22 protein-coding genes are annotated in these 20,592 nt (G+C 69.6%); 9 read left to right on the top strand and 13 right to left on the bottom strand.

What is annotated here, in order from left to right; translation table 11 throughout:
- Genes fliP through csrA form a run of 7 tightly spaced genes read left to right on the top strand, consistent with a single transcriptional unit; the run spans position 1 to position 6,153 of the window.
- Positions 1-792: a flagellar type III secretion system pore protein FliP gene (gene fliP, locus E3T33_RS00670; protein ID WP_092321696.1), complete on the top strand. Its 792-nt coding sequence runs from the start codon at positions 1-3 to the stop codon at positions 790-792.
- Positions 792-1,067: a flagellar biosynthesis protein FliQ gene (gene fliQ, locus E3T33_RS00665; protein WP_092321437.1), complete on the top strand. Its 276-nt coding sequence runs from the start codon at positions 792-794 to the stop codon at positions 1,065-1,067. The genes fliP and fliQ overlap by 1 nt, the downstream gene beginning before the upstream one ends.
- Positions 1,068-1,826 carry a flagellar biosynthetic protein FliR gene (locus tag E3T33_RS00660; protein ID WP_092321438.1) on the top strand — a complete coding sequence of 253 codons (759 nt, stop codon included), beginning with the start codon at positions 1,068-1,070 and terminating at the stop codon, positions 1,824-1,826.
- The gene (locus E3T33_RS00655; protein WP_092321439.1) at positions 1,826-2,989 is read left to right on the top strand and encodes an EscU/YscU/HrcU family type III secretion system export apparatus switch protein; all 1,164 of its coding nucleotides are present in this window, start codon (positions 1,826-1,828) and stop codon (positions 2,987-2,989) included. Before E3T33_RS00660 ends, E3T33_RS00655 begins: the two co-directional genes overlap by 1 nt.
- A 1-nt stretch (position 2,990) precedes the next feature.
- Positions 2,991-5,042, top strand: coding sequence for a flagellar biosynthesis protein FlhA (locus E3T33_RS00650; protein WP_092321440.1), 2,052 nt, complete (start codon positions 2,991-2,993; stop codon positions 5,040-5,042).
- Positions 5,017-5,898, top strand: a complete 882-nt coding sequence (locus E3T33_RS00645) for a hypothetical protein (protein WP_092321441.1) — start codon at positions 5,017-5,019, stop codon at positions 5,896-5,898. The genes E3T33_RS00650 and E3T33_RS00645 overlap by 26 nt, the downstream gene beginning before the upstream one ends.
- Before the next feature lie 9 nt (positions 5,899-5,907).
- Positions 5,908-6,153 (top strand): carbon storage regulator CsrA, encoded by a 246-nt coding sequence (gene csrA, locus E3T33_RS00640; RefSeq protein ID WP_092321442.1) that lies wholly within the window; start codon positions 5,908-5,910, stop codon positions 6,151-6,153.
- A gap of 27 nt (positions 6,154-6,180) precedes the next feature.
- Here csrA and E3T33_RS00635 read toward each other — a convergent pair whose 3' ends face one another.
- From E3T33_RS00635 to E3T33_RS00615, 5 genes are all read right to left on the bottom strand, one after another.
- Positions 6,181-7,251, bottom strand: coding sequence for a glycosidase (locus E3T33_RS00635; protein ID WP_134574534.1), 1,071 nt, complete (start codon positions 7,249-7,251; stop codon positions 6,181-6,183).
- 2 nt (positions 7,252-7,253) lie between these two features.
- Positions 7,254-8,087 carry a carbohydrate ABC transporter permease gene (locus E3T33_RS00630; RefSeq protein ID WP_092321444.1) on the bottom strand — a complete coding sequence of 278 codons (834 nt, stop codon included), beginning with the start codon at positions 8,085-8,087 and terminating at the stop codon, positions 7,254-7,256.
- Positions 8,084-9,043, bottom strand: coding sequence for a sugar ABC transporter permease (locus tag E3T33_RS00625; RefSeq protein ID WP_092321445.1), 960 nt, complete (start codon positions 9,041-9,043; stop codon positions 8,084-8,086). Before E3T33_RS00625 ends, E3T33_RS00630 begins: the two co-directional genes overlap by 4 nt.
- A gap of 7 nt (positions 9,044-9,050) precedes the next feature.
- Positions 9,051-10,358 (bottom strand): extracellular solute-binding protein, encoded by a 1,308-nt coding sequence (locus E3T33_RS00620; RefSeq protein WP_134574533.1) that lies wholly within the window; start codon positions 10,356-10,358, stop codon positions 9,051-9,053.
- 61 nt (positions 10,359-10,419) lie between these two features.
- Positions 10,420-11,460, bottom strand: coding sequence for a LacI family DNA-binding transcriptional regulator (locus E3T33_RS00615; RefSeq protein ID WP_092321446.1), 1,041 nt, complete (start codon positions 11,458-11,460; stop codon positions 10,420-10,422).
- A gap of 182 nt (positions 11,461-11,642) precedes the next feature.
- Between E3T33_RS00615 and E3T33_RS00610 the strand changes: the two genes are divergently transcribed.
- Positions 11,643-13,082, top strand: coding sequence for a lipase maturation factor family protein (locus tag E3T33_RS00610; RefSeq protein ID WP_092321447.1), 1,440 nt, complete (start codon positions 11,643-11,645; stop codon positions 13,080-13,082).
- Complete coding sequence (locus tag E3T33_RS00605) at positions 13,075-14,517, top strand: NAD(P)/FAD-dependent oxidoreductase (RefSeq protein ID WP_134574532.1); 1,443 nt, start codon at positions 13,075-13,077, stop codon at positions 14,515-14,517. Before E3T33_RS00610 ends, E3T33_RS00605 begins: the two co-directional genes overlap by 8 nt.
- 16 nt (positions 14,518-14,533) lie before the next feature.
- On the opposite strand, the gene E3T33_RS00600 is transcribed toward E3T33_RS00605, so the two are convergent.
- Genes E3T33_RS00600 through idi form a run of 8 tightly spaced genes read right to left on the bottom strand, consistent with a single transcriptional unit; the run spans position 14,534 to position 20,587 of the window.
- Complete coding sequence (locus E3T33_RS00600) at positions 14,534-14,932, bottom strand: RNA-binding S4 domain-containing protein (RefSeq protein ID WP_092321449.1); 399 nt, start codon at positions 14,930-14,932, stop codon at positions 14,534-14,536.
- 23 nt (positions 14,933-14,955) lie between these two features.
- Positions 14,956-15,858 carry a prenyltransferase gene (locus E3T33_RS00595; protein WP_134574531.1) on the bottom strand — a complete coding sequence of 301 codons (903 nt, stop codon included), beginning with the start codon at positions 15,856-15,858 and terminating at the stop codon, positions 14,956-14,958.
- Entirely contained in the window at positions 15,851-16,156 is a 306-nt protein-coding gene (locus E3T33_RS00590; RefSeq protein WP_092321451.1) for a lycopene cyclase domain-containing protein, read from the bottom strand. Before E3T33_RS00590 ends, E3T33_RS00595 begins: the two co-directional genes overlap by 8 nt.
- Positions 16,153-16,506, bottom strand: a complete 354-nt coding sequence (locus E3T33_RS00585; RefSeq protein ID WP_092321452.1) for a lycopene cyclase domain-containing protein — start codon at positions 16,504-16,506, stop codon at positions 16,153-16,155. Before E3T33_RS00585 ends, E3T33_RS00590 begins: the two co-directional genes overlap by 4 nt.
- Positions 16,503-18,131, bottom strand: a complete 1,629-nt coding sequence (gene crtI, locus E3T33_RS15415) for a phytoene desaturase family protein (RefSeq protein WP_241982774.1) — start codon at positions 18,129-18,131, stop codon at positions 16,503-16,505. The genes E3T33_RS00585 and crtI overlap by 4 nt, the downstream gene beginning before the upstream one ends.
- Positions 18,119-19,012 carry a squalene/phytoene synthase family protein gene (locus tag E3T33_RS15410; RefSeq protein WP_198417062.1) on the bottom strand — a complete coding sequence of 298 codons (894 nt, stop codon included), beginning with the start codon at positions 19,010-19,012 and terminating at the stop codon, positions 18,119-18,121. The genes crtI and E3T33_RS15410 overlap by 13 nt, the downstream gene beginning before the upstream one ends.
- Positions 19,009-20,055 carry a polyprenyl synthetase family protein gene (locus E3T33_RS15405; RefSeq protein WP_134574530.1) on the bottom strand — a complete coding sequence of 349 codons (1,047 nt, stop codon included), beginning with the start codon at positions 20,053-20,055 and terminating at the stop codon, positions 19,009-19,011. The genes E3T33_RS15410 and E3T33_RS15405 overlap by 4 nt, the downstream gene beginning before the upstream one ends.
- Positions 20,048-20,587 carry an isopentenyl-diphosphate Delta-isomerase gene (idi, locus tag E3T33_RS00570; RefSeq protein ID WP_092321454.1) on the bottom strand — a complete coding sequence of 180 codons (540 nt, stop codon included), beginning with the start codon at positions 20,585-20,587 and terminating at the stop codon, positions 20,048-20,050. The genes E3T33_RS15405 and idi overlap by 8 nt, the downstream gene beginning before the upstream one ends.
- Positions 20,588-20,592: the final 5 nt, after the last annotated feature.

The raw sequence follows: 20,592 nt of genomic DNA, 5'->3' as shown, positions 1-20,592 counted from the left end.
ATGTTGCTGATCGTGGCGGCCATCATCATCGCGACCGCCTCGGCCGGCCATGCGGTGCCGGGCGACCCCGTTCCGCCCACGGACCCGACCGACCCGACGGCCCCCGTCGCACCCGGCGGCGGCGGCGGGCTGACCATCGACCTCAACGGGCCGGACGGCGCGCCGTCCTCGGCGGTCGTCACCCTGATCGGCATCACACTGCTGTCGGTTGCGCCGGCCCTGCTGCTGATGATGACCTCGTTCACGAAGATCTTCGTGGTCCTGGCGATGACCCGCAATGCGCTCGCGCTGCCGTCCATCCCGCCGAACCAGGTGCTCGCGGGCCTGGCCCTGTTCCTCTCGCTGTTCATCATGGCGCCCGTGCTCACCGACATCAACAACCTCGCGGTGACGCCCTACCTCGACGGCTCGATGAGCTTCACGGATGCCCTCGCCGCGGCCTCCGAACCCCTCCGGCAGTTCATGCTCGCCAACACCCGCGAGGAAGACCTGGCGCTGATGACCCGCGCCGCCGACCTGCCGAACCCGCAGGGCCCCGACGACGTCGCGCTGCCGACCCTGATCCCGGCCTTCATGATCTCCGAGCTCCGGGCCGCGTTCATCATCGGTTTCGTGATCTTCATCCCGTTCCTGGTCATCGACATCGTCGTCTCCTCCGCCCTCATGTCGATGGGCATGATGATGCTCCCGCCGGTGATGATCTCCCTGCCCTTCAAGATCCTGCTCTTCGTGCTCGTCGACGGTTGGGGACTCATCATCACCTCCCTCATATCCAGTTATCGGATGGGCTGATGGACACCAACGCCGTACTGGACATCGGCCTGCAGGGCCTGATCCTGGCCGCCAAGCTCTCCGCACCGGTGCTCGTCACCGCCCTCGTCGTCGGCTTCGCCATCTCGCTGCTGCAGTCGATCACGCAGATCCAGGAGGTGACGCTGTCCTTCGTGCCGAAGGCCATCGCCGTCTCCCTCGCCCTGCTCGTCTCCGGGCACTGGATGATCGCCGAGTCCGTCTCCTTCACCCGGCAGATGTTCGAGAAGATCCCGTCGCTCCTCGGCGGTGGCTAGGTGGCGTTCGCCCTCGACTTCGCCTGGCTGGAAGCGGTCATGCTCGCCGGTGTTCGCATGGTCGCCTTCATCGTCATCGCCCCGCCGTTTTCGTACAACGCGATCCCGCTGCGGGTCAAGGGCATGCTCGCCGTCGCCCTCGCCCTGGCGGTGTCGCCGCGGGTGACCGCGGGCTACGTCTCCATGGACACCGCCGCCTTCTTCGGCGCGGTCGTGCTCGAGGTGCTCGTCGGCGCGGTGCTCGGCTTCCTCGTCTACGTGATCTTCTCCGCCGTGCAGTCTGCCGGTGGCCTCATCGACATGTTCGGCGGATTCCAGCTGGCCCAGGCCTTCGATCCGCAGTCGATGATCAACGGCGCCCAGTTCACCAGGCTCTTCCAGATGACCGCGCTGGCCCTCATGTTCTCCTCCGACGCCTACCAGCTGATCATCGGCGGACTGGTGCGCACGTTCAGCGCGCTGCCGCTCGGCGGGGGCATCGACCTCGCCCACCCCGTCGAGGCCGCCGTCGGCGCGGTCACCCAGATGTTCCTGGCCTCGGTGCAAATCGCCGGACCCCTGCTCGTGGTACTGTTCCTCGCCGACGCCGGGCTGGGCCTGCTCACCCGGGTGGCACCCGCGCTCAACGCGTTCGCGCTCGGCTTCCCGCTGAAGATCCTGCTGACCCTCATGCTCGGCGGCCTGGTCTTCGTGGCCCTGCCCCGGATCGTGGCGTCCCTGACCGGGCTGGCCGTCGACGCCCTGACCGGGGTGCGCTGATGTCCGACACCGGGGAACGCACAGAAGAAGCCACCCAGAAGCGGATGAAGGAGGTCCGCTCCAAGGGGCAGCTCTCGAAGTCGCAGGACGTGACGGCCTGGCTCGGCGTGGGCGCGGCGGGGGCCATGATCCCGGCCACGATCGCGGTCGGCGGCCAGGCCGCCACCGACCAGTTGTTCACGGTCAAGAGCCTCGTGATGAACCCCGACCCGGCGGCCGCCGTGCAGGCGATGGCACAGGCCTTCGACTCCCTGGCGGGCACGCTGACCCCGATGCTCGTCATTGTCGTCGTGGTCGTGCTGGTCGGCGCCGTCGGCCAGGGCGGCATCCATGTCAAGAAGCTCGCCGGCAAGTTCGAGCAGTTCAACCTGATCAACGGAATCAAGCAGACCTTCGGCACCCAGGCACTGTGGCAGGGTGTGAAGGCCCTCGCCAAGACCGCCGTCGTGGGGTTCGTGCTCGTCATCGTGATCCAGGGCCTGATGCCGATCCTGATGACCGCCGGCGGTCTTCCCGTCTCGGCGCTGCTCACCGCGGCGGGAGCCGGGACCGGCTCACTGCTGCAATCCGCCGTCATCGCGGGTCTCGTCCTCGCGGCCGCCGACATGTTCGTCGTGATGCGCCGCAACCGGAAGAAGACCCGGATGACGAAAAAGGAAGTCAAGGACGAGAACAAGAACTCCGACGGCGACCCGCTGATCAAGTCGCAGCGCCGCGCCCGCCAGTTCCAGATGAGCCGCAACCGGATGATCGCCTCCGTGTCCGACGCCGACGTCGTGCTGGTGAACCCGACGCATGTGGCCGTCGCCCTCCGCTACGAGCCTGGCAAGTCCGCGCCGCGCGTGGTCGCCAAGGGTGTCGGGCACATCGCCACGCGCATTCGGGAGCAGGCCGTGACCGACAAGGTGCCGATCGTGCAGGACATCCCGCTCGCGCGCGCCCTGCACGGTGCCTGCGACATCGGGCAGGAGATCCCGTTCGAGCTCTACAACGCCGTCGCGAGGGTGCTCGCCTTCGTGATGGCGCTCGGCTCCCGGGCACGCTCGACCGGCGTGCACACCATGCGGCAGCCGGCGATGAACGAACCTCCCGGACCCCCACCAGCCCTGATCACACCGACCGTCGAACCCACCGCCGAACCAGCCCGTACCGGAGGCCGTTGACATGAACCGCAATCTCGCAAAGCTCGCCGTACCGGTGGGAGTGGTGGGGATCATCCTGCTGCTCGTCGTGCCGGTGCCGGCGCCGGTCCTCGACCTGCTCATCATCGTCAACATCATGCTGGCGCTGGTGACCCTGCTCACGACGATGTTCGTCAAGAAGCCCCTGGACTTCTCGGTCTTCCCCTCGCTGCTGCTCGTCGCGACCCTGTTCCGGCTCGGCCTCAACGTCGCATCCACGCGCCTGGTCCTGGGCGACGGCTACGCCGGACAGGTCATCGAGGCCTTCGGGCATGTGGCCGTCGGCGGGTCGATGATCATCGGCGCGGTGATCTTCCTGATCCTCGTCGTGATCCAGTTCGTCGTGGTCACCAAGGGCGCCGAACGCGTCGCGGAGGTCGGGGCCCGGTTCACCCTCGACGCCATGCCGGGCAAGCAGATGGCCATCGACGCCGACCTGAACGCCGGGCTGATCACCGACACCGAGGCCCGGGAACGCCGCGCCGAGGTGTCCGCCGAGGCGGACTTCTACGGCGCCATGGACGGTGCGTCGAAATTCGTCAAGGGTGACGCGATCGCCGGGATCGTCATCATCATCATCAACATCATCGGCGGCATCACGATCGGGATGCTCCAGCGCGGGCTGTCGATCACGGAAGCGCTCGACACGTACGCCCTGCTGACCATCGGCGACGGCCTCGTGACGCAGATCCCGGCGCTGCTCATGGCCGTGTCGACGGGCATGATCGTGACCCGGTCCAACGCCGAAAGCGACATCGGCCAGGCCGCGGGGGCCCAGCTGACGCAGTCCCGCAACGCGCTGATGATCGCCGGCGGGGCCGCGATCCTGATGGCGTTCATCCCGGGCATGCCGATCATCCCGTTCATCGTCGTGGGGGCTGTGCTCGTCATCGTCTCGCAACGGATCAAGCTGCGTGAGGACGCCGAGAAGCTCACGACGGATGCCGCCGTGATGGCCGACCAGGTCGCCCCTCGCTCCGACACCCCGGAAGACCTGATCGAACAAATGCGGGTCCACCCGCTGGAGATCCTGCTCGCCGCCGACCTCGTCGACATCGTCAGCGGGGCCTCGGACGACCTGCTGGCCCGGGTGCGGGGCCTCCGCCGCAAGATCGCACTCGACCTCGGGGTCGTCGTGCCGCCGGTCCGCACGAGGGACAGCGTCGAGCTGCCCTCGTCGACCTACGTGATCCGAATCTCCGGCGTTGAGGCTGGCCGGGGGATAGCGCCGGCCGGCAAGGTGCTCGCCCTCGGCGACGCGCTCGACTCGCTCCCGGGAATCGTGACCGTCGAGCCGGTGTTCGGGCTCGCCGGCAAGTGGGTGCCGAGCGAGCTGAGGCACAGCGCGGAGATGACCGGCGCCACCGTCATCGACCGCGTCTCGGTGCTGATCACCCACCTCTCCTCGATCATCACGAGCAACGCGGCACGGCTCCTGACCCGGGAGGATGTGCGCGTGCTCACCGAGGGGGTCAAACAGGTCAACCCGGCGGCCGTTGACGACCTCATCCCCGGCCTGCTCTCCCTGGCCGAGGTGCAGCGGGTGCTGCAGGGGCTGCTCGAGGAGCAGATCCCGATCAACGACCTCCCGCGGATCTACGAGGCGCTCTCGCTCCGGGCCAAGGTCTCCGTCGAACCGGAGGGCCTGATCGAAACGGCCCGCCAGGCCCTGGGACCTGCGCTCAGCGCCCAGTACCTCGACGGTTCCCTGCTGCGGGTGATCATGATCGAACCGGCGCTGGAGCAGTCGATGATGGAGGGCATGCGCCCGACGGACCAGGGCACCCAGATCATGCTCGACCCCGCCCGGATTGAGGCCGTCCTCGCCTCGGTGCGGGCGTCGGTCGCGGCCGTCGAGTCCAGCGGCCTGGCGGCCGTGCTCGTGTGCGCGCCGGCCCTGCGGCCCGCCGTGCGCCGCCTCGTGTCCACCCTGACCCTGGGCCTCCCGGTGCTGTCGTACCCCGAGGCCACGTCGGCAAACGTGACCATCGAAACCGTGGGGGTGGTCCGTGGAACCGAATCGATTTCAGCTTGAGGGTGCGACGCTGCGCGAACTGAAGGCCCGGATCCTCGCCGAACACGGGCCCGAGGCCACCATCGTCGCCGCCGAGCGGGTCACGGTGGGCGGCATCCGCGGGTTCTTCGCCCGCCAGCACTACGAGGTCACCGTCGAGATGCCGGCGCGCCGTCCTCTGCACGCCCGCGACAGCGTGGCCCTGCCCACTCGCCTCGGTATCGCGGCCCTGCTGGATGATGCGGACGAGGCGGAGGCCCGCGCGCACGATCCGGCCGCCGCGGATCGCCTCTCCACCGGGTCGGACAGGTTCGCCGCGCTGATGGACGAGCTGACCTTTGCCACCGGCGGAACCCCGCCGGCCGCGGCGAAGGCACGTGTGGCCCCGGCAGTCCTCGCCGGAGCCGGCGACCTTGTGCTCGTTGTCGGCCAGGCCGACGACGCTCTCGCGGCGGCCCGGAGCCTGGTCCTGGCCGTCGGGTCGGGCGAAGTCCGCGTCGGCGGAGCCCTGCCGGGGGAGGGCAACGAACGTGTCGACGACCGTCGCGGGGCGCTGGCGGCCCGGGCCGGCGGGGTCGCGCAGGGGCACGGCATAGTCGTCGCCTTCGCCCTCGGTCGCGGCGCGCAACCGGCCGGCGACCTGGCCCGGCAAGTCGCGAGCCTGGGCGCCATGGAGCCCGACCAGACCTGGCTGGTCGTCGACGCGAGCCGCAAGGCCGATGACACCGCCCGGTGGGTTCGGGCCGTGTCGGACGCCGTTCCGATCGACGCCGTGGTGGCCGTGGGCCGTGAACTCACCGCGTCTCCGGCGACGGTGGACGACCTGGGTTTTCCGGTCAGATGGCTGGGGCGGCCAGCGCCCGGCCCGTCGCGCTAGGCTGGGCGAGTGCTGGTTCTTACACGCAAGTCGGGGGAGAAAATCCTCATTGGTGACGACATCGTCATCACCGTCCTCGACGCACGCGGCGACAGCATCCGGATCGGAATCGACGCCCCCCGCGGGGTGAAAATCCAGCGTGACGAGGTGGTCCGTGCCGTCACCGAGGCGAACCTCGCCGCCAGCCAGGCCGACGAAAAAGCCGAGGACCGCCTGAAGGCGACCCTCGGCTTGATCCCGCCGATTACGACGTAGCGCGGGAGGTGAGGAGTGCGGGAGGGGTTAGGCCTTAGCGCGGTCGAGCCGGGCGACGCCGATCTTCGAGTCGGCCATGCCGTAGAAGACATAGTGCCGGCCGTCGATCTCCTCGATCGCGGTCGGGAACACGACGTTGGGCACGATGCCGCTGATCTCGTCGGGCGTCTCCGCCTTCAGCAGAGGCTCGCTGGTGCGGCGGACGACCCTCGTCGGGTCGTCCGCGTCGAGGATCATCGCGCCGGCCGAGTAGTTGACCTTCTGCTGCTGGGAGAAGGCGCCGTCGATCGTGCCGGTCACGCCGTGGTGCATGAGCAGCCAGCCCTCGGGCACGCGCAGGGGAGCGGGGCCGCCGCCGATTTTCAGCTCCTCGAATGGGAACTCCGGTCCGGCCAGGAAGCGGTGGCCCTTCCAGTAGGTCAGCAGGGTGAGATCGGCCAGCACGTCGGCGACGGGCAGGTAGCTGATCCAGATGCTCTGGCGGGTGTCGGTGACGCCGGCCGGAACGCGAACGCCCTCACCGGGCCTGACCTCGCCGAGGTCCCACATCGGGCGGTGCAGCACGGCGAAGCTCTCCACACCGTCGGGTGCGGTGACCGGCTCGGGGAAGAAGACGGTGTCCTTGTTGTGGAACAGGTTCAGGTCCATGTCGAGTGCGTCGTCGTAGGCGAACAGCGCGGGGCCGAGCCGGCGCCACTCGCGCAGGTCGGTCGACACGGCGACCGCGGTGCGCGGGCCCAGGGGGCCGTAGGCGACATAGGTCATCACGTGCATGCCCAGTCGGTCGATGTAGGTGACCCGCGGATCCTCGACGCCGGCGTTGTTCGCGCCGCGCTCCCAGCCGCGATCGGGTTCGAGCACGACGCCCTCACGCTCGACGCCGGTGGGGACGCCATCCGTGATGATCACCTTCGCCAGCCCGACGCGGGAGACATTGCCGGCGGCCACGAGCCGGGGCAGGAGGTAGAGGGTGCCGTCGGCGCTGCGCCCGGTCGCCGGATTGAGCACGCCCTCCGCCTCATTGGCGTTGCCCTCTTCCGGCGTCATGATGACGCCCATCCGGGTCAGTGTGTACGGGAAATCTGTGGTCGTTGGCATTGTTAACCTTTCACGCCGGAGCCGATATTGGTGGACACGAAGTGTCGCTGGAACAAGATGAAAATCAGCACGGCCGGTGCCGCGAGAACGCAGGCGCCGGCGAGGATTGCGCCGAAGGGGTTCGCCGCGGAAGCGGCGACGGTGCTGAGGTAATTGGCCAGGGACACCGCCAGGGGCTGCAGGGATGCCTCCTTCGTCACCAGGAAGGGCCAGAGGAACTCGTTCCACGGGCCGATGAAGGTGAGCAGCACCACGGTGAGGAGCGCCGGCCGAACCAGCGGGAGGGCGATGTTCCAGAGCAGTTTGAGCTCGCCGGCGCCGTCGATGCGGGCCGCGTCGAAGAGCTCCCGCGGAACCTGGAGGAAGTACTGCCTGAAGATGATCACGGCCGTCGAGTTGATCGCGAACGGAAGGATCATGCCGAGGTAGTTGTCCGCCAGACCGTAGTCACGGGCGATGAGCACGTACAGCGGGATCATCAGGAGCTGGAACGGAACGACCTGCACGAGCAGGGCGAGGGCGAAGGTCACCCCTCGGCCGCGCCACTGCAACTGGGCGAGGGCGTAGCCCACGAGCACCCCGAACACCACGGTGCAGAGGATCACGCCGCCGGCGAAGATTCCGGAGTTGACGAGGCCCTGCACCAGGCCGATGCGGCTGTTGATGGCCGCGTAGTTGTCGAGCGTGAGGTTGGCCGGGTTGGGGAAGGCGCCCCCCAGACTCGGGTCCGGAGAGGCCTGCAGCGAGCCGATGATCATGTAATAGAACGGGAACAGGAACACGAACGCGCCCAGCGCCAGGACGATTCCGCGGAGGATGTGCTGACCGCGATTCATGATTCATCACCTCCCGCGAGCTTGCGCTGGATGAAAGCGAGGATGAGGACGCCGATCACGAGAATCACTCCGATTGCGGCCGCCACGTCCGGCGAGCCCTGTTCGATGCCGCGCTGGTACATGAGCAGCACGGGGGAGGCGGAGGCGCCGTTGGGGCCGCCGCCACCGGTGAGCAGATACGGCTCCGTGAAGAGGTTGGCGCCGGTGACCGTCGCGAGCAGCAGCACCAGCACGGTGGCGGGACGCACGCCCGGGATGGTCACGGAGAAGAAGCTCCGCACCTTGCCGGCTCCGTCGGTCGCCGCGGCCTCGTAGAGCTCCTCGGAGACGTTCTGCAGTGCGGCGAGGTAGAGCAGGATGAAGAATCCGAGCTGTTTCCAGGTCACGAAGAGGGCGATCGTCGGCATCGCCCAGGTCGAGTTGATCAGCCAGGACGGCGACGGTGCGAGCGGCCCGAGCAGCTGGTTGATCAGTCCGCTCCCGCTGAAGAGGAACAACCACACGCCGACGACCGCGACGCTCGCGGTCACGTACGGCACGAAGTAGGACACCCGGAGGAAGGTGCGGAACCGCACGACCTTGTTGAGTGCCGTGGCGAGCACGAGCGAGAGCACCACCGTCAGGGGCACGTTGATCAGGAGGAAAATGCCCACGTTCCCGAACGACCGGATCACGGCGGGGTCGGCAAGGACCTCCTGGAAGTTCTCGAGGCCGACAAACTGCCGCTCGATCTGGGCGCCGGGTGCGGCGAAGAAGTAGTCGTGGAATGACATCCAGACCGCGAACACGAGCGGATACGCGAAGACGGCCAGGACGAAGATGAGGTACGGCGCGCTGAACAGGATCCCGATGGGGTTCTTCCCGAGGAGCGGGCGGCGCCTCCGGCGGGCGGGGGCCCCGCCGGCCGGGAGCGTGGATCTCCCGGCCGGCGGCGTGCTTGTTGCCACGGTTGACATGGCGGTGTTAATCCTTCGCGACCAGTGAGTCGATCTTCTCCGCGGCTCCCTCGAGCGCCGAGGAAATCTCGCCCTCACCGAAGATGACAGCCTTCGAGTACGCGTCGCGGAAGGCCTGCCAGGATGCGACAGAGTTGCTGACGCTCGGAACCTCGACCGTGCGCGAAGCCTGGTCGCCGAACTGCTCGTAGGTCGGGTTGGCCGCGAAGTAGTCGGCGTAGGTGGTGGTCAGGTCCTTGCGGAGCGGCATCTGCCCGGTCAGCTCGAGTAGCGCTCCATCCTGTGCCTCGCTGGTTGCGAACTTCAGAACGTCCCAGGCCGTGCCCTTGTTTTCGCAGGCGCTGAAGAGCCCGACGTTCTTGGCGTCGCTGAACGTGTAGGTCTCGTCAGCCGGCGTGCCGGTGCTGGTCGGAACGGGAACGGCTCCCCAGTTCACGGCATCCTTGTAGACCGAGACGGCCCACGGTCCGACGATCGACATGGCGGCCTGGCCGTCAGCGAACGAGTCGCCCTGGTACTGCTCCTTGCCGGCGAGTCCTTCGTCGTACATCGTCTTCCAGAACTCGGCGACCTTCTGGCCGTCCTCGGTGGCGAACGTGGACTTGCCGTCCTCGACGAGCAGCTTGCCGCCGGTCTCGGCCGCGTACAGCGGGTAGAAGTCGAACCAGCTCTGGAAGAACTCGCTCGTCGGCGCCGGGTGGATGGCGTTCTCGGCGGCGCCGCTCTTGACGATCGTGCGCGCGGTGGCGAGGAACTCGTCGTAGGTCGCGAGCGCCGGGTTCTCCGGGTCGAGGCCGGCCTTTGTGAAGAGATCCTTGTTGTAGAAGATCATCACCGGGTTGGACTTCCAGGGCATCTGGAAGTACTTTCCGTCGGCGTTCTGGTACTGCTCCGCCGTGTCGCCGCTGCGCTCCTCAATGTAGGAGACGCCGTCCTCGAAGGTGCCCAGGTCGACGAGACCGCCCTGCTTCTCGAACTGCGGGACCGCTACGGGAGCGGTGTTGAACACGAGGCAGGGGGCGTTGCCGGCGGTAATGGCGGCGCCGATGACTTCTTCGCTGCTCTTGCCCGCCGGGATCTCCTGGGCCTTGACCAACTCGCCCGGGTGATCGGCGTTCCACGCTTCGACCATTTGCTTGCCCCACGCGATCTCGGACTCGTTGTTCGAATACCAGATCGTGATGTCGCCGCGGGCGTCGGCGCCCGGAGCTGCCTTGTCGTCGCCGCCGCCGGCGCAGGCGCCCAACGCGAGCACCATCGTGGCGGACACCGCCGTCGCGGCGAGGATCCGCCTTTTCTTCGTTGAACGCATCATTCTCTCCATTTCGTGATCGCAGCGGCTCTGCTGCGGGTTCTTCTCCTGGGCAGGTGAGTCTTCAGGTGGCCGATTTTCGCGTGTGGGCCGGGGCCGCGGCGGAACCGCGGATGATCAGCCGTGCGGCGGGCAGGTTCACGTCGTCGGCGGCGCCGGTCTCGATCAGGGCGAGCAGGGTGGTGGCGGCCGCCCGGCCCCACACCACGGGCGTCGCGCTGACCGTCGTGAGGGGCGGGTAGACGTAGCGCGAGAAGTCGATGTCATCAAAGCCGGTGATCGACAACTCGTCCGGTACGCGGATGCCCAGTTCGTGGGCGACTCCGAGCCCGGCGATGGCCATCGGGTCGTTGGCGTAGACAATGGCGGTCGGCGCATCCTCCCGGGTGAGGAGCCGGCGGGTCGCGTCGGAACCGGCTGCCACGGAGAAATCCGTCTCGATGGTCTGGCCGAGGGGGAGCCCGGCGGTGCAGAGCGCCGCTTCGAAGGCGTCGCGACGGCGGGTGCCGTGCAGCATGGTGGAGCTCCCGGCGATGTGGGCGATGCGGCGGTGTCCGAGCCGCGCGAGGTAGGCCACCGACTCGGCGATGCCCGGAGTGTCGTCGATCGACACGGCGGGGAACGGGCTTGGACCGTCCGGACGACCGAGGGTGACGGCCGGCAGGCCCAGTTCTGTGAGCAGGGGAATGCGCGGATCGTCGTGCCGGAGGTCGGTCAGGAAGACCCCGTCTACCCGGCCGTCGTCGACCAGCTGCCGGTAGCTTCGGATTTCCGCTTCTTCGCTCGGCACGACGCTGAGCACGAGGGCCTGGCCGCGATCGGAGAGGATGCTCTCGACGCCGGCGATGAACGACGGGAAGAAGGGGTCCGAGCCGAGGACCTCAGGGTTCCTGGCGACGACGAGGCCGAGCGCGAAGGATCGGCGGGTCGAGAGGGAGCGGGCGCGAAGGGACGGCTTCCAGCCGAGGTCTCCGGCTACGGCCAGGATTCGCGTCCGGGTCTCGGGGGAGACGCCCGGCCGATCGTTGAGGGCGAAGGACACCAGGCCCTTGCTCACGCCGGCCCGTTTCGCGACATCGGCGATGGTCACCTTCTGCGTATTCACGCGGCCTCCTCGCCGATTGCCATTCGGGCCGGTGCGGCCCCGGGCGACTGAACCGGTTTAGCCAACCTATACCGGTTTAGTCCCGGCCGTCAACCAGCGATGTCGATCTGCAGCGGCAGGGTACGTCGTCGTGGATGCGGCGACTTGATGGCGCGGTGGCGCGGGCCTATGGTGACTGCACGATGGACTGGTTTGCTGCGGGCGACTACGAATTCGCGCGGCAGGTGCTGCAGCGCGGGGTAGCCGCCTGCTACCTGGTTGGCTTCGTCGGGGCAATCAACCAGTTCCCGGCGCTGCTGGGCGAGCACGGCCTGCTGCCGGTCCCGCGCTTCGTGGCGCGGATCCGCTTTCGGCAGTCACCGAGCGTGTTCCATTGGCGATATTCCGACCGGATGCTCCTGGCCGTCGCCTGGGCCGGAACGGCCGTGTCTGCGTCCCTGGTGGCCGGCCTGCCCCAGCTGGGGCCGCCCTGGCTGCCGATGCTGCTCTTCCTGCTGCTCTGGGCCGGATACCTCTCGATCGTCAACGTGGGGCAGACGTTCTACTCCTTCGGCTGGGAGAGCCTCCTGATCGAAGCCGGATTCGTCGTCGCCTTCCTCGGCTCCAACGAGGTCGCCCCGCCGGTGACGATCATCTTCTTCCTCCGCTGGCTCGTCTTCCGCCTGGAGTTCGGCGCCGGCCTGATCAAGATCCGCGGAGGTGCGGAGTGGCGCGACCTGACCGCCCTTTACTACCACCACGAAACCCAGCCGATGCCCAACCCGGTGAGCTGGTTCGTGCACCACCTGCCCAAATGGTTCCACCGCGGCGAGGTGCGCGGCAACCACTTCGTGCAGCTGGTCGTGCCGTTCTTCCTGTTCGCGCCGCAGCCGGTGGCGTCCGTCGCCGCGGCGATCGTCATCCTCAGCCAGCTCTGGCTCGTGCTCACCGGTAATTTCGCCTGGCTGAACTGGATCACGATCGTGCTTGCCTTCGCCGCCGTCGACGACAATGCATTCAGGTTCGTGTTCCGGTGGCTGCCGTCCGCCGGGGCCAGGCCGGACACGGCGATCTGGTTCGTCGTGGTGGTGCTGGCCGCGACCGTGTTCCTGCTCGCGCTCAGCTACCAGCCGGCCCGCAATCTGATCTCGCGGCGCCAGCTGATGAATGCCAGCTTCAACCGGTACCACCTGGTGAACGCCTACGGCGCGTTCGGCACGGTGACGAAGGACCGGTTCGAGGTGGTGGTGGAGGGCAGCGACGCCGAGGATCCCTTCGAGGAGTCCGCCTGGCGCGCGTACGAGTTCCGCGGGAAGCCGGGCGACCCGCGCCGGATGCCTCGTCAATTCGCGCCCTACCACCTGCGCCTCGACTGGCTGATGTGGTTCCTCGCCCTCGGCGCGCGGGACACGAGGTGGTTCGAGACGTTCATCGTGCGCCTGCTCGAGGGGGACGGCCCGACCCTTCGGATGCTCCGGGTCAACCCGTTCCCGCAGGCCCCGCCCCGCCGCATCCGGGCCCGGGTCTTTCTCTACCGGTATACGACCCCGGCCGAACGGCGGGCGACGGGGGACTGGTGGGTGCGCACGGAGGTCGGCCTGCTGGTCGCCCCGGTCGGCCTGGCTGGTCACGCCCGTGCTTGACGTCAACATCGTCGGCTCCGGACCGAACGGCCTGGCCGCGGCGGTCGTGTTCGCCCGTGCCGGGCTGTCGGTGCGGGTCACCGAGCGGGCCGAGACGGCGGGCGGCGGGCTGCGGACCGAGCAGCTGACCCTCCCCGGCTACCGGCACGACAGCTGCTCCGCGGTGCACCCGGCCGCGCTCGCCTCGCCGTTCTTCCGTGCGTTCGAACTGACCGCCCGGGTGCCGTTCGTGGTTCCCGACGTGTCCTACGCGCATCCGCTGGGCGGCGGGCGTGCCGCGATTGCGTACCGCGACCTCGACCGCACGGCCGAAGGCCTCGGGCGTGGCGGGCGGGCCTGGGCACGCCTGTTCCAGCCCCTGGTCACCCGGCTCGAGGGGATCGTGTCGTTCACCGGCAACCAGCTCCTGCGCTGGCCCGACGACCCCCTCGCCGTGCTCCGGTACGGGGCCGACGTGCTGGAGCTCGGCACGGCGCTCGGCCGGGCCCGGCTGCGCGGAGCGGATGCCGCGGCCCTCTTCGCCGGGGTGGCCGCCCACGTGGCGGGACGGCAGCCGTCCCTCGCGGCCGCGGGGGCCGGCCTCCTGCTCGCCGCGCACGCCCATGCGGGAGGGTGGGGCTACCCGCTGGAAGGCTCTCAGGCCATCGCCGACGCGCTGGTCGACGACCTCACGGCTCACGGAGGCAGCCTGCTCCTCGGGACGGAGGTGCACTCGATCGGCGAGCTCGAGCCCGCGCGCGTCACCATGCTCGACACCTCGCCCGCGTTCCTCGCGAGCTTCGCCAGCCGGTCCCTTCCGGTGCGCTACCGGCGCGCGCTCGAGGGCTACCGCTACGGCTCCGGGGTGGCCAAGGTCGACTTCGCCCTGTCCGGCCCGGTTCCCTGGGCGAACCCGGAGGTCGCCCTCGCCCCCACCGTGCACCTGGGCGGCAGCCGGGCGGAGGTGGCCGCGGCCGAACGGGAGGTGTCCCGCGGCCGGGTGGGGGAGCATCCGTTCGTGCTGGTGACCCAGCCGAGCGTGCTCGACGACTCGCGGGCGCCGGCCGGCCACCACGTGCTCTGGGCGTACACGCACGTGCCCCGGGGCTCGAACACCGACATGACGGATGCCGTCGTGCGCCGTATCGAGGGGTTCGCGCCGGGCTTCCGGGACACCATCCTGGCCTCGGCCTCACTCACGGCCCAGGGGATGGCCGAGCACGACCCGAACTTCGTCGGCGGCGACATCCTGGGCGGGGAGGTGACCGTGCGGCAGCTGGTCAGGAGACCCGTCGTGTCGAGGCGGCCGTGGCAGACCCCGGTGCCGGGCCTCTACCTCTGTTCGGCCTCGACGCCGCCGGGCCCCGCGGTGCACGGGATGAACGGCTGGTACGCGGCGACGCTCGCCCTCCGCGACGAGTTCGGCATCACCGTCCCGCCGTCGCTGGCGCCCTGACCGCGCCCTGTCTGAGCTAGTCGTCGTCGGGAAGGTCGGTGCGCTCCAGGCCGCGCAGCTTATCGATGTCGCGGCGTTCACGCTTGGTCGGCCGGCCGGCCCCGCGGTCGCGCATGGGGACGAGCGCGACCTCCTCACGGGGCGGGGGAGGCGGGGTCTTGTCCACGTAGCATTCGGCCGCCACCGGGGCGCCGACGCGCTTGGAGACGATCCGGGCCACGACGAGCACCCGGTCGAAGCCGGCGCTGCGCACCCGCACCTCGTCGCCCACGCGCACGGCCTGGGCCGACTTGACCTTGTCACCGTTGACCCGAACGTGACCGGCGCGGCAGGCGGCCGTGGCCTGGGAACGGGTGCGGAACATCCGCACCGCCCAGGTCCAGCTGTCCACGCGCGCGGTGGTGACGGGGTCCATCCCTCGACTCTACGCGGGCGGGCTCAGCTTCCCCGGACGGCCACCCAGGCGATGAGCAGCATGGTCACGAGGAACCCGGTGAGGAAGTTGAGCCACAGGAAGAGCTTCCACCCGGCGTTGGCGGTCTCGGCCCGGTCGTCGGGGATCGACCGGTACGGCCAGGCGGCCAGGATGTAGGGCAGGGCGAGCACGGCGGCCAACGGTCCCGGCCAGCTGGTCGCCAGCATGAGCAGGCCGGCCAGGCCCCATCCGGTGATCGCGAGGCGCACCGTGCGGGCGGCGCCGAACGCGGTCGCGATCGACGCGATCCCGGCCTGCCGGTCGGGCGCGACATCCTGCACGGCGCCGAAGGCGTGGCTCGCCATGCCCCAGAGGAAGAACGCGGCCAGCAGGGCGAGCAGGGCGGGCGTGAAGGCGGCCCCCGCGACGGCCAGGCCGTACACGGCCGGGCTCACGAAGTGCGTGCTCGAGGTGATCGAGTCGAGCACCGGCCGCTCCTTGAAGCGCAGCCCGGGAACCGAGTAGGCGACGACCGCGAACAGGCTGAGGCCCAGGACGAGCCAGGACCACGGAGGCTCCGCGCCGGCGAGCAGGAGCATCAGGGCGAGCATCGGGGCCGCGGTCAGCACGCCGGCGGCCATCACCGTGCGGTGCAGCCCGGGGTCCAGCAACGCCCCCTCCGCGCCGCCCTTGCGCGGATTGCGCAGGTCGGACTCGTAATCGAAGACGTCATTGATGCCGTACATCAGGAGGTTGTAGGGCACGAGGAAGAAGACCGTGCCGACCACGAGCAGGGCGTCGACCCGGCCGGTGGTCACCACGTAGGCGGCGGCGAACGGGAAGGCGGTATTGATCCAGCTGAGCGGCCGGGACGACAGGAGCACCTGGCGCGCCTTCCAGCCCGCCGACGTGCGCGCCTCACTCATGTTCTCTCCCCAGCAGCGTCCACAGCGCGGGCAGCAGGAGCGCCGCCGCGACCGGATAGGCGAAATCCTCCAGCGGGGCCAGGCCCACCCGGAACCCGATCAGCAGCGCAGGATCGTAGGCGACGAGCCCGACCGCGATCATGACGGTGTCGAAGACGGCGGTGAGCACCAGCAGGGCAGCGAGGGCGATCCCGACGGCGGCCACCCCGGTCCGGCCCGGGCGCCGCTGCCGCAGCGCGAACACGGCTACGGCGGCAGCGGCGGCCAGGAAGACGGCATCCAGCAGCAGGTAGCTCATTCGGTGCGCTCCCGGGTGCGGGCAGGCCGGGTGCGGGCAGGCCGGGTGAGCAGCAGCCGCGCGCCCTGGACCAGGTTCATGGTGAGGTAGCAGAGGAAGGCAAGGAAGAAGAGCTCCTCCACGGGGAGCTCCGGGGCCAGCTGCAGGCCCGTCATCAGGTTTGTTTCTCCGCGGTAGAAGATGCCCAAGCCGATGCCCAGAAGGTCCCAGGCGAGGAAGAAGAGCACGCCCGCGCCGAGAACCCAGGCGGCCCGGCGGGCATCCCGCCAGAAGAACAGGCGGAACCTCCGGTCCAGCACGACCATCGCGGCCAGGGATGCCACCAGGGTCAGCAGGTAGGCGGCGCTCACAACGGCTCCGGGAGCGGACCGGTCGACGTGTCTGAACGGATGCGTTTCAGCAGGATCTCGGCGCTGATCAAGCACATCGGCAGGCCGATGCCCGGGATGGTCGTGCCCCCGGCGTAATAGAGCCCGTCGACCCGGGCCGAGGCGTTGGAGCCGCGCAGGAAGGCGCTCTGCCGCAGGGTGTGCCCCGGCCCGAGCGCCCCGCCTCGCCAGGAGTTGAGGTCCTCGGCGAAGTCGCCCGGCCCGACGGTGCGCCGCACGACGATTCGCTCCATCAGGTCGGGGATGCCCGCCCACTCCGACAGCTGGCCGATCGCGGCATCCGCGATCGCCTCGATCGCGGCGTCACCGGCGCCGGCTATGCCGCCCCGCCCCAGCGACGGGTCGGCGGGGATCGGCACGAGCAGGAACAGGTTCGCCGTGCCGGACGGCGCCACCGTGGCGTCGGTCGCGCTGGGCATGCAGGCGTAGAAGGATGCCGGGGCCGGGACGCTCGGGTTCTTGCCGAAGATCCGGCCGAAGTTCTCCTTCCAGTCCGTGGTGAAGAACAGGGTGTGATGCTGGAGCTCGGGCAGCTCGCCCCGGACGCCGAGCATGACCAGCACCGCTCCGGGGCCGGAGACCCGGCGCCGCCACCACCGCTCCGGGTAGGTCCGCTGCTCCGCCGGCACCAGTTCGGTCTCCGTGTGATGGAGGTCGGCCGCCGAGACGACGACATCGCAGTCGAGCTCGACGGTGGTCCCGTCCGGGCCGAGGTAGTTCACCCCGGCGACCGCGCTCGCCGGGGGTCGGGCGGCGCCGGTCCGGCGGGTCTTCCCGCGGCTTGTCATCGGCGCCGCCGCGCGGATCCCGGTCACACGCGCCCCGGTGAGCACGCGAACACCCTCCGCCCGGGCGAGGTCGGCGATGCTGTCGATGACGCGGGTGAAGCCGCCCTGCGGGTAGAGCACGCCGTCGGCCAGGTCGAGGTAGCTCATCAGGTGGTACATCGACGGCGTGCGGCCCGGTGACGAGCCGAGGAAGACCGCCGGAAAACCGAGGATCTGCCGCAGCCGGGGATCACGGAAGTACCCCGCGGCGAACCGGTCGAGCGGCTGCAGCAGCAGCCGGGCCAGCCGGCCGAGGCGGCCGATGACCGCCCGGTCCAGGAACGGCCGGAAGGAGGCGAAGCTCGTGTAGAGGAAGCGCCCGACAGCCATCCGGTAGGTCTCCTCGGCCGAGTCGAGGTAGCGGTCGAGGGCGGCCCCAGCACCCGGCTCGATCCGCTCGAAGGTGCGCAGGTTCGCTTCACGGTCGGCCGCGATGTCGACGGGCTCGGCCTGCGCCTCGAAGTAGACGCGGTAGCCGGGGTCGAGCCGGCTGAGGTCGAGCTGTTCGGCCGCGCTGGTTCCGAGCAGCCGGTAGAAGTGGTCGAAGACCTCGGGCATGAGGTACCACGACGGCCCGGTGTCGAACCGGAAACCGCCGGCGTCCCAGCTGCCCGCGCGGCCGCCGAGTTCCCCCCGGGCCTCGAGCAGGGTCACGTCGTGACCCTCCCGGGCGAGCAGGGCGGCGCTGGCCAGTCCGGCGATGCCGCCGCCGATGACGACGGTGCGGGTGCGCCTGGCGTGCCGCGTCAACGCTTCCACGTCCCGGAGCCGAGGGTCGCCGCGACGGCGATCACGAGTTTCTCGGCATCCGGAACGCGCACCCTGGCGCGCAGGAGCTGCCGGGCCGGAGTGGCCCGTAACCGGCTGGACAGGCGGGAGAAGAGGCGGTGGGCGAGGGTCACGGCGCGGCGGCTCCCGCCGGGCAGCATGGGCAGCACGTTCTCGGCGGCGGCGAGGTCGGCGTCGATGTCGTCGAGGATCCGGTTCTTGTCGGCATCCGTCATGGCGGCGACGTCGACCCCGGGAAAGTAGTTGCGGCCCAGGGTGTCGCGGTCGCAGGCCAGGTCGCGGAGGAAGTTGACCTTCTGGAAGGCGGCGCCGAGGCGGCAGGCCCCATCTTCGAGCAGCGCCAGCTCCGTGGTCGACGACCGGGATTCCTGCATGAAGCAGCGCAGGCACATGAGCCCGATGACCTCCGCGGAGCCGTAGATGTACTCGGCCACGCCCACCTCGGTGAACGGGGAAGGATCCAGGTCTCGCCGCATCGACGCGAAGAACGGCGCCGTGAGTCGAAAGTCGATGCCGACCTGTCGTGCGGTGGTGGCGAAGGCGTGCACGACGAGGTTGGTGCTGTACCCGCCGTGGATCGCCCGCTCGGTCTCCCGCTCGAGGTCGTCGAGCTGTTCGCGCTGGGCGGCCAGGTCCAGCCCGGCTCCGGTCGCCGCGCCGTCGACGATCTCGTCGGCGATGCGCACCAGCGCGTAGACGGTCCGCACCTGGCTGCGCACGCTCGGGGCCAGCAGCCGGGTGGCCAGCCCGAAGGAGGTGGAGTAAGCGTCGATCACGGTGGCCGAACTCGACCGAGCCGCCGCGTTGTACCGGTCGATGTCGGTCGGCTCCGCCCGGTTTCGGCGCGTCATCGGAACCTGTTGACGGCGGAGCCGGCGAGCGTGGTGAGCGTGCCGCGCAGTTGGGCTGGGATGAGGGGAGTGTCCAGTGCCTCCACGGCCTTCGCCGCGTGGTTCCGGGCCAGGTCGCCCACCGCCTGTAGGGCTCCGCAGGCGCGGATGTGGTCCCTGACCACATCGGCTTCCGGCGCGCTCAGGTCGGCTTTGCCGATGTACGGCGCGATCGCCGGCCACGCCGTCGTCGCGCCGGCATGGGCGATCAGGGCGGTCTGCTTGCCCTCGCGCAGGTCGGCGACGACGCTCTTGCCGGTCCTGGCCGGGTCGCCGAAGACGCCGAGGATGTCATCGGTGAGTTGGAACGCCACGCCCACCAGGCGTCCGAACCGCCCGAGCACATCGATGGCCGCGTCGGTCGCCCCGGACAGGACCGCCCCGGCCTGGAGCGGCGCCTCGAAGGAGTAGACGGCCGTCTTCTGCTCGAGTGTCGCGAGCACCTCGGCGACGCCGAGCGGCTGGGGCCTGGCTGCGTTCGTCACATCGGCGAGCTGCCCGGCGGCGGAGACGAAGACCGCGCGATCGAGCAGGTCGAGCAGTCTCATCCGCCGGCCGGCTTCGACGGGCAGCCGGGCCAGGATGCGATGGGCCTCGCTGAGCGCGAGATCCCCGGCGAGAATGGACGCCGTCACCGCCCAGGCGCCGGCCTGACCGCTCTCGGCTCCGTGGGCGAGGGCCCGGTCGCTGAACCGGCCGGCGATGTTCGCGATGCCCCTCCGGGCCAGATCTCGGTCGATCACGTCGTCGTGGATCAGGAAGGCCGTGTGCAGCAGTTCGAAGCTCACCGCGACGGGGGTGACGAGGGCGAGGTCCCGACCCCCGAATCCGGCGTACGCGGCCAGGACCATCGCCGGGCGCACGCGTTTGCCGCCCGTGCTGGCTTGCTCGAGGCAGTCCCAGAGGGCAACGTAATGGTCGCCGTAGTCGCTCGCGCGGAGCCGTGCGGCCGCGAAGTAGCGCTGGAGTTCCGTCTCGACTCCCGCTGTGGCGATCTCACGCACGGAAACGATCCAACTCCTGCACCTGCAGGACCAGCCAGGGGCTGAACGCCCACGGTGCGTCGCGCACGGCACCGCGCAGGGTGGTTGGATCCGCCCAGCGGTACTCCATCACCTCGCGCGGGTTCGGCTCGGGTTCGGCCGAGGTCGTGGCCACATAGACCGGGCAGAGTTCGTTTTCCACCGTGCCGAAGCTGTCGGTCGCCCGGTAGCGGAACAGGGGGAGGGCGACGGAGATGGCGCTGATATCCAGGCCGAGTTCGAAGCGCGCTCGCCGCGTGACCGCCGCCGTGAGCGGTTCGGCCGGCAGCGGATGCCCGCAGAAGGAGTTGGTCCACACGCCGGGCCAGGCCTTCTTGCCGAGCGCGCGCCGGGTCATCAGCACCTCGCCGAGGTCGTTGAAGACGTAGCAGGAGAAGGCCAGATGGAACGACGTGTCCGCGCCGTGGACGCTCTCCTTCGGCGCCGTGCCGATCTCACGCCCATCCTGGTCGAGCAGGATGACGTGTTCCACGAGTGTGTCTGCGGTCTGCACGGCCG

This window comes from Cryobacterium sp. TMT1-2-1, from assembly GCF_004403955.1.
Classification (GTDB): Bacteria; Actinomycetota; Actinomycetes; order Actinomycetales; family Microbacteriaceae; genus Cryobacterium; species Cryobacterium psychrotolerans.
Note: the sequence above shows the minus strand (reverse complement) of the source record. Positions and strands in the feature narration are given on the sequence as shown.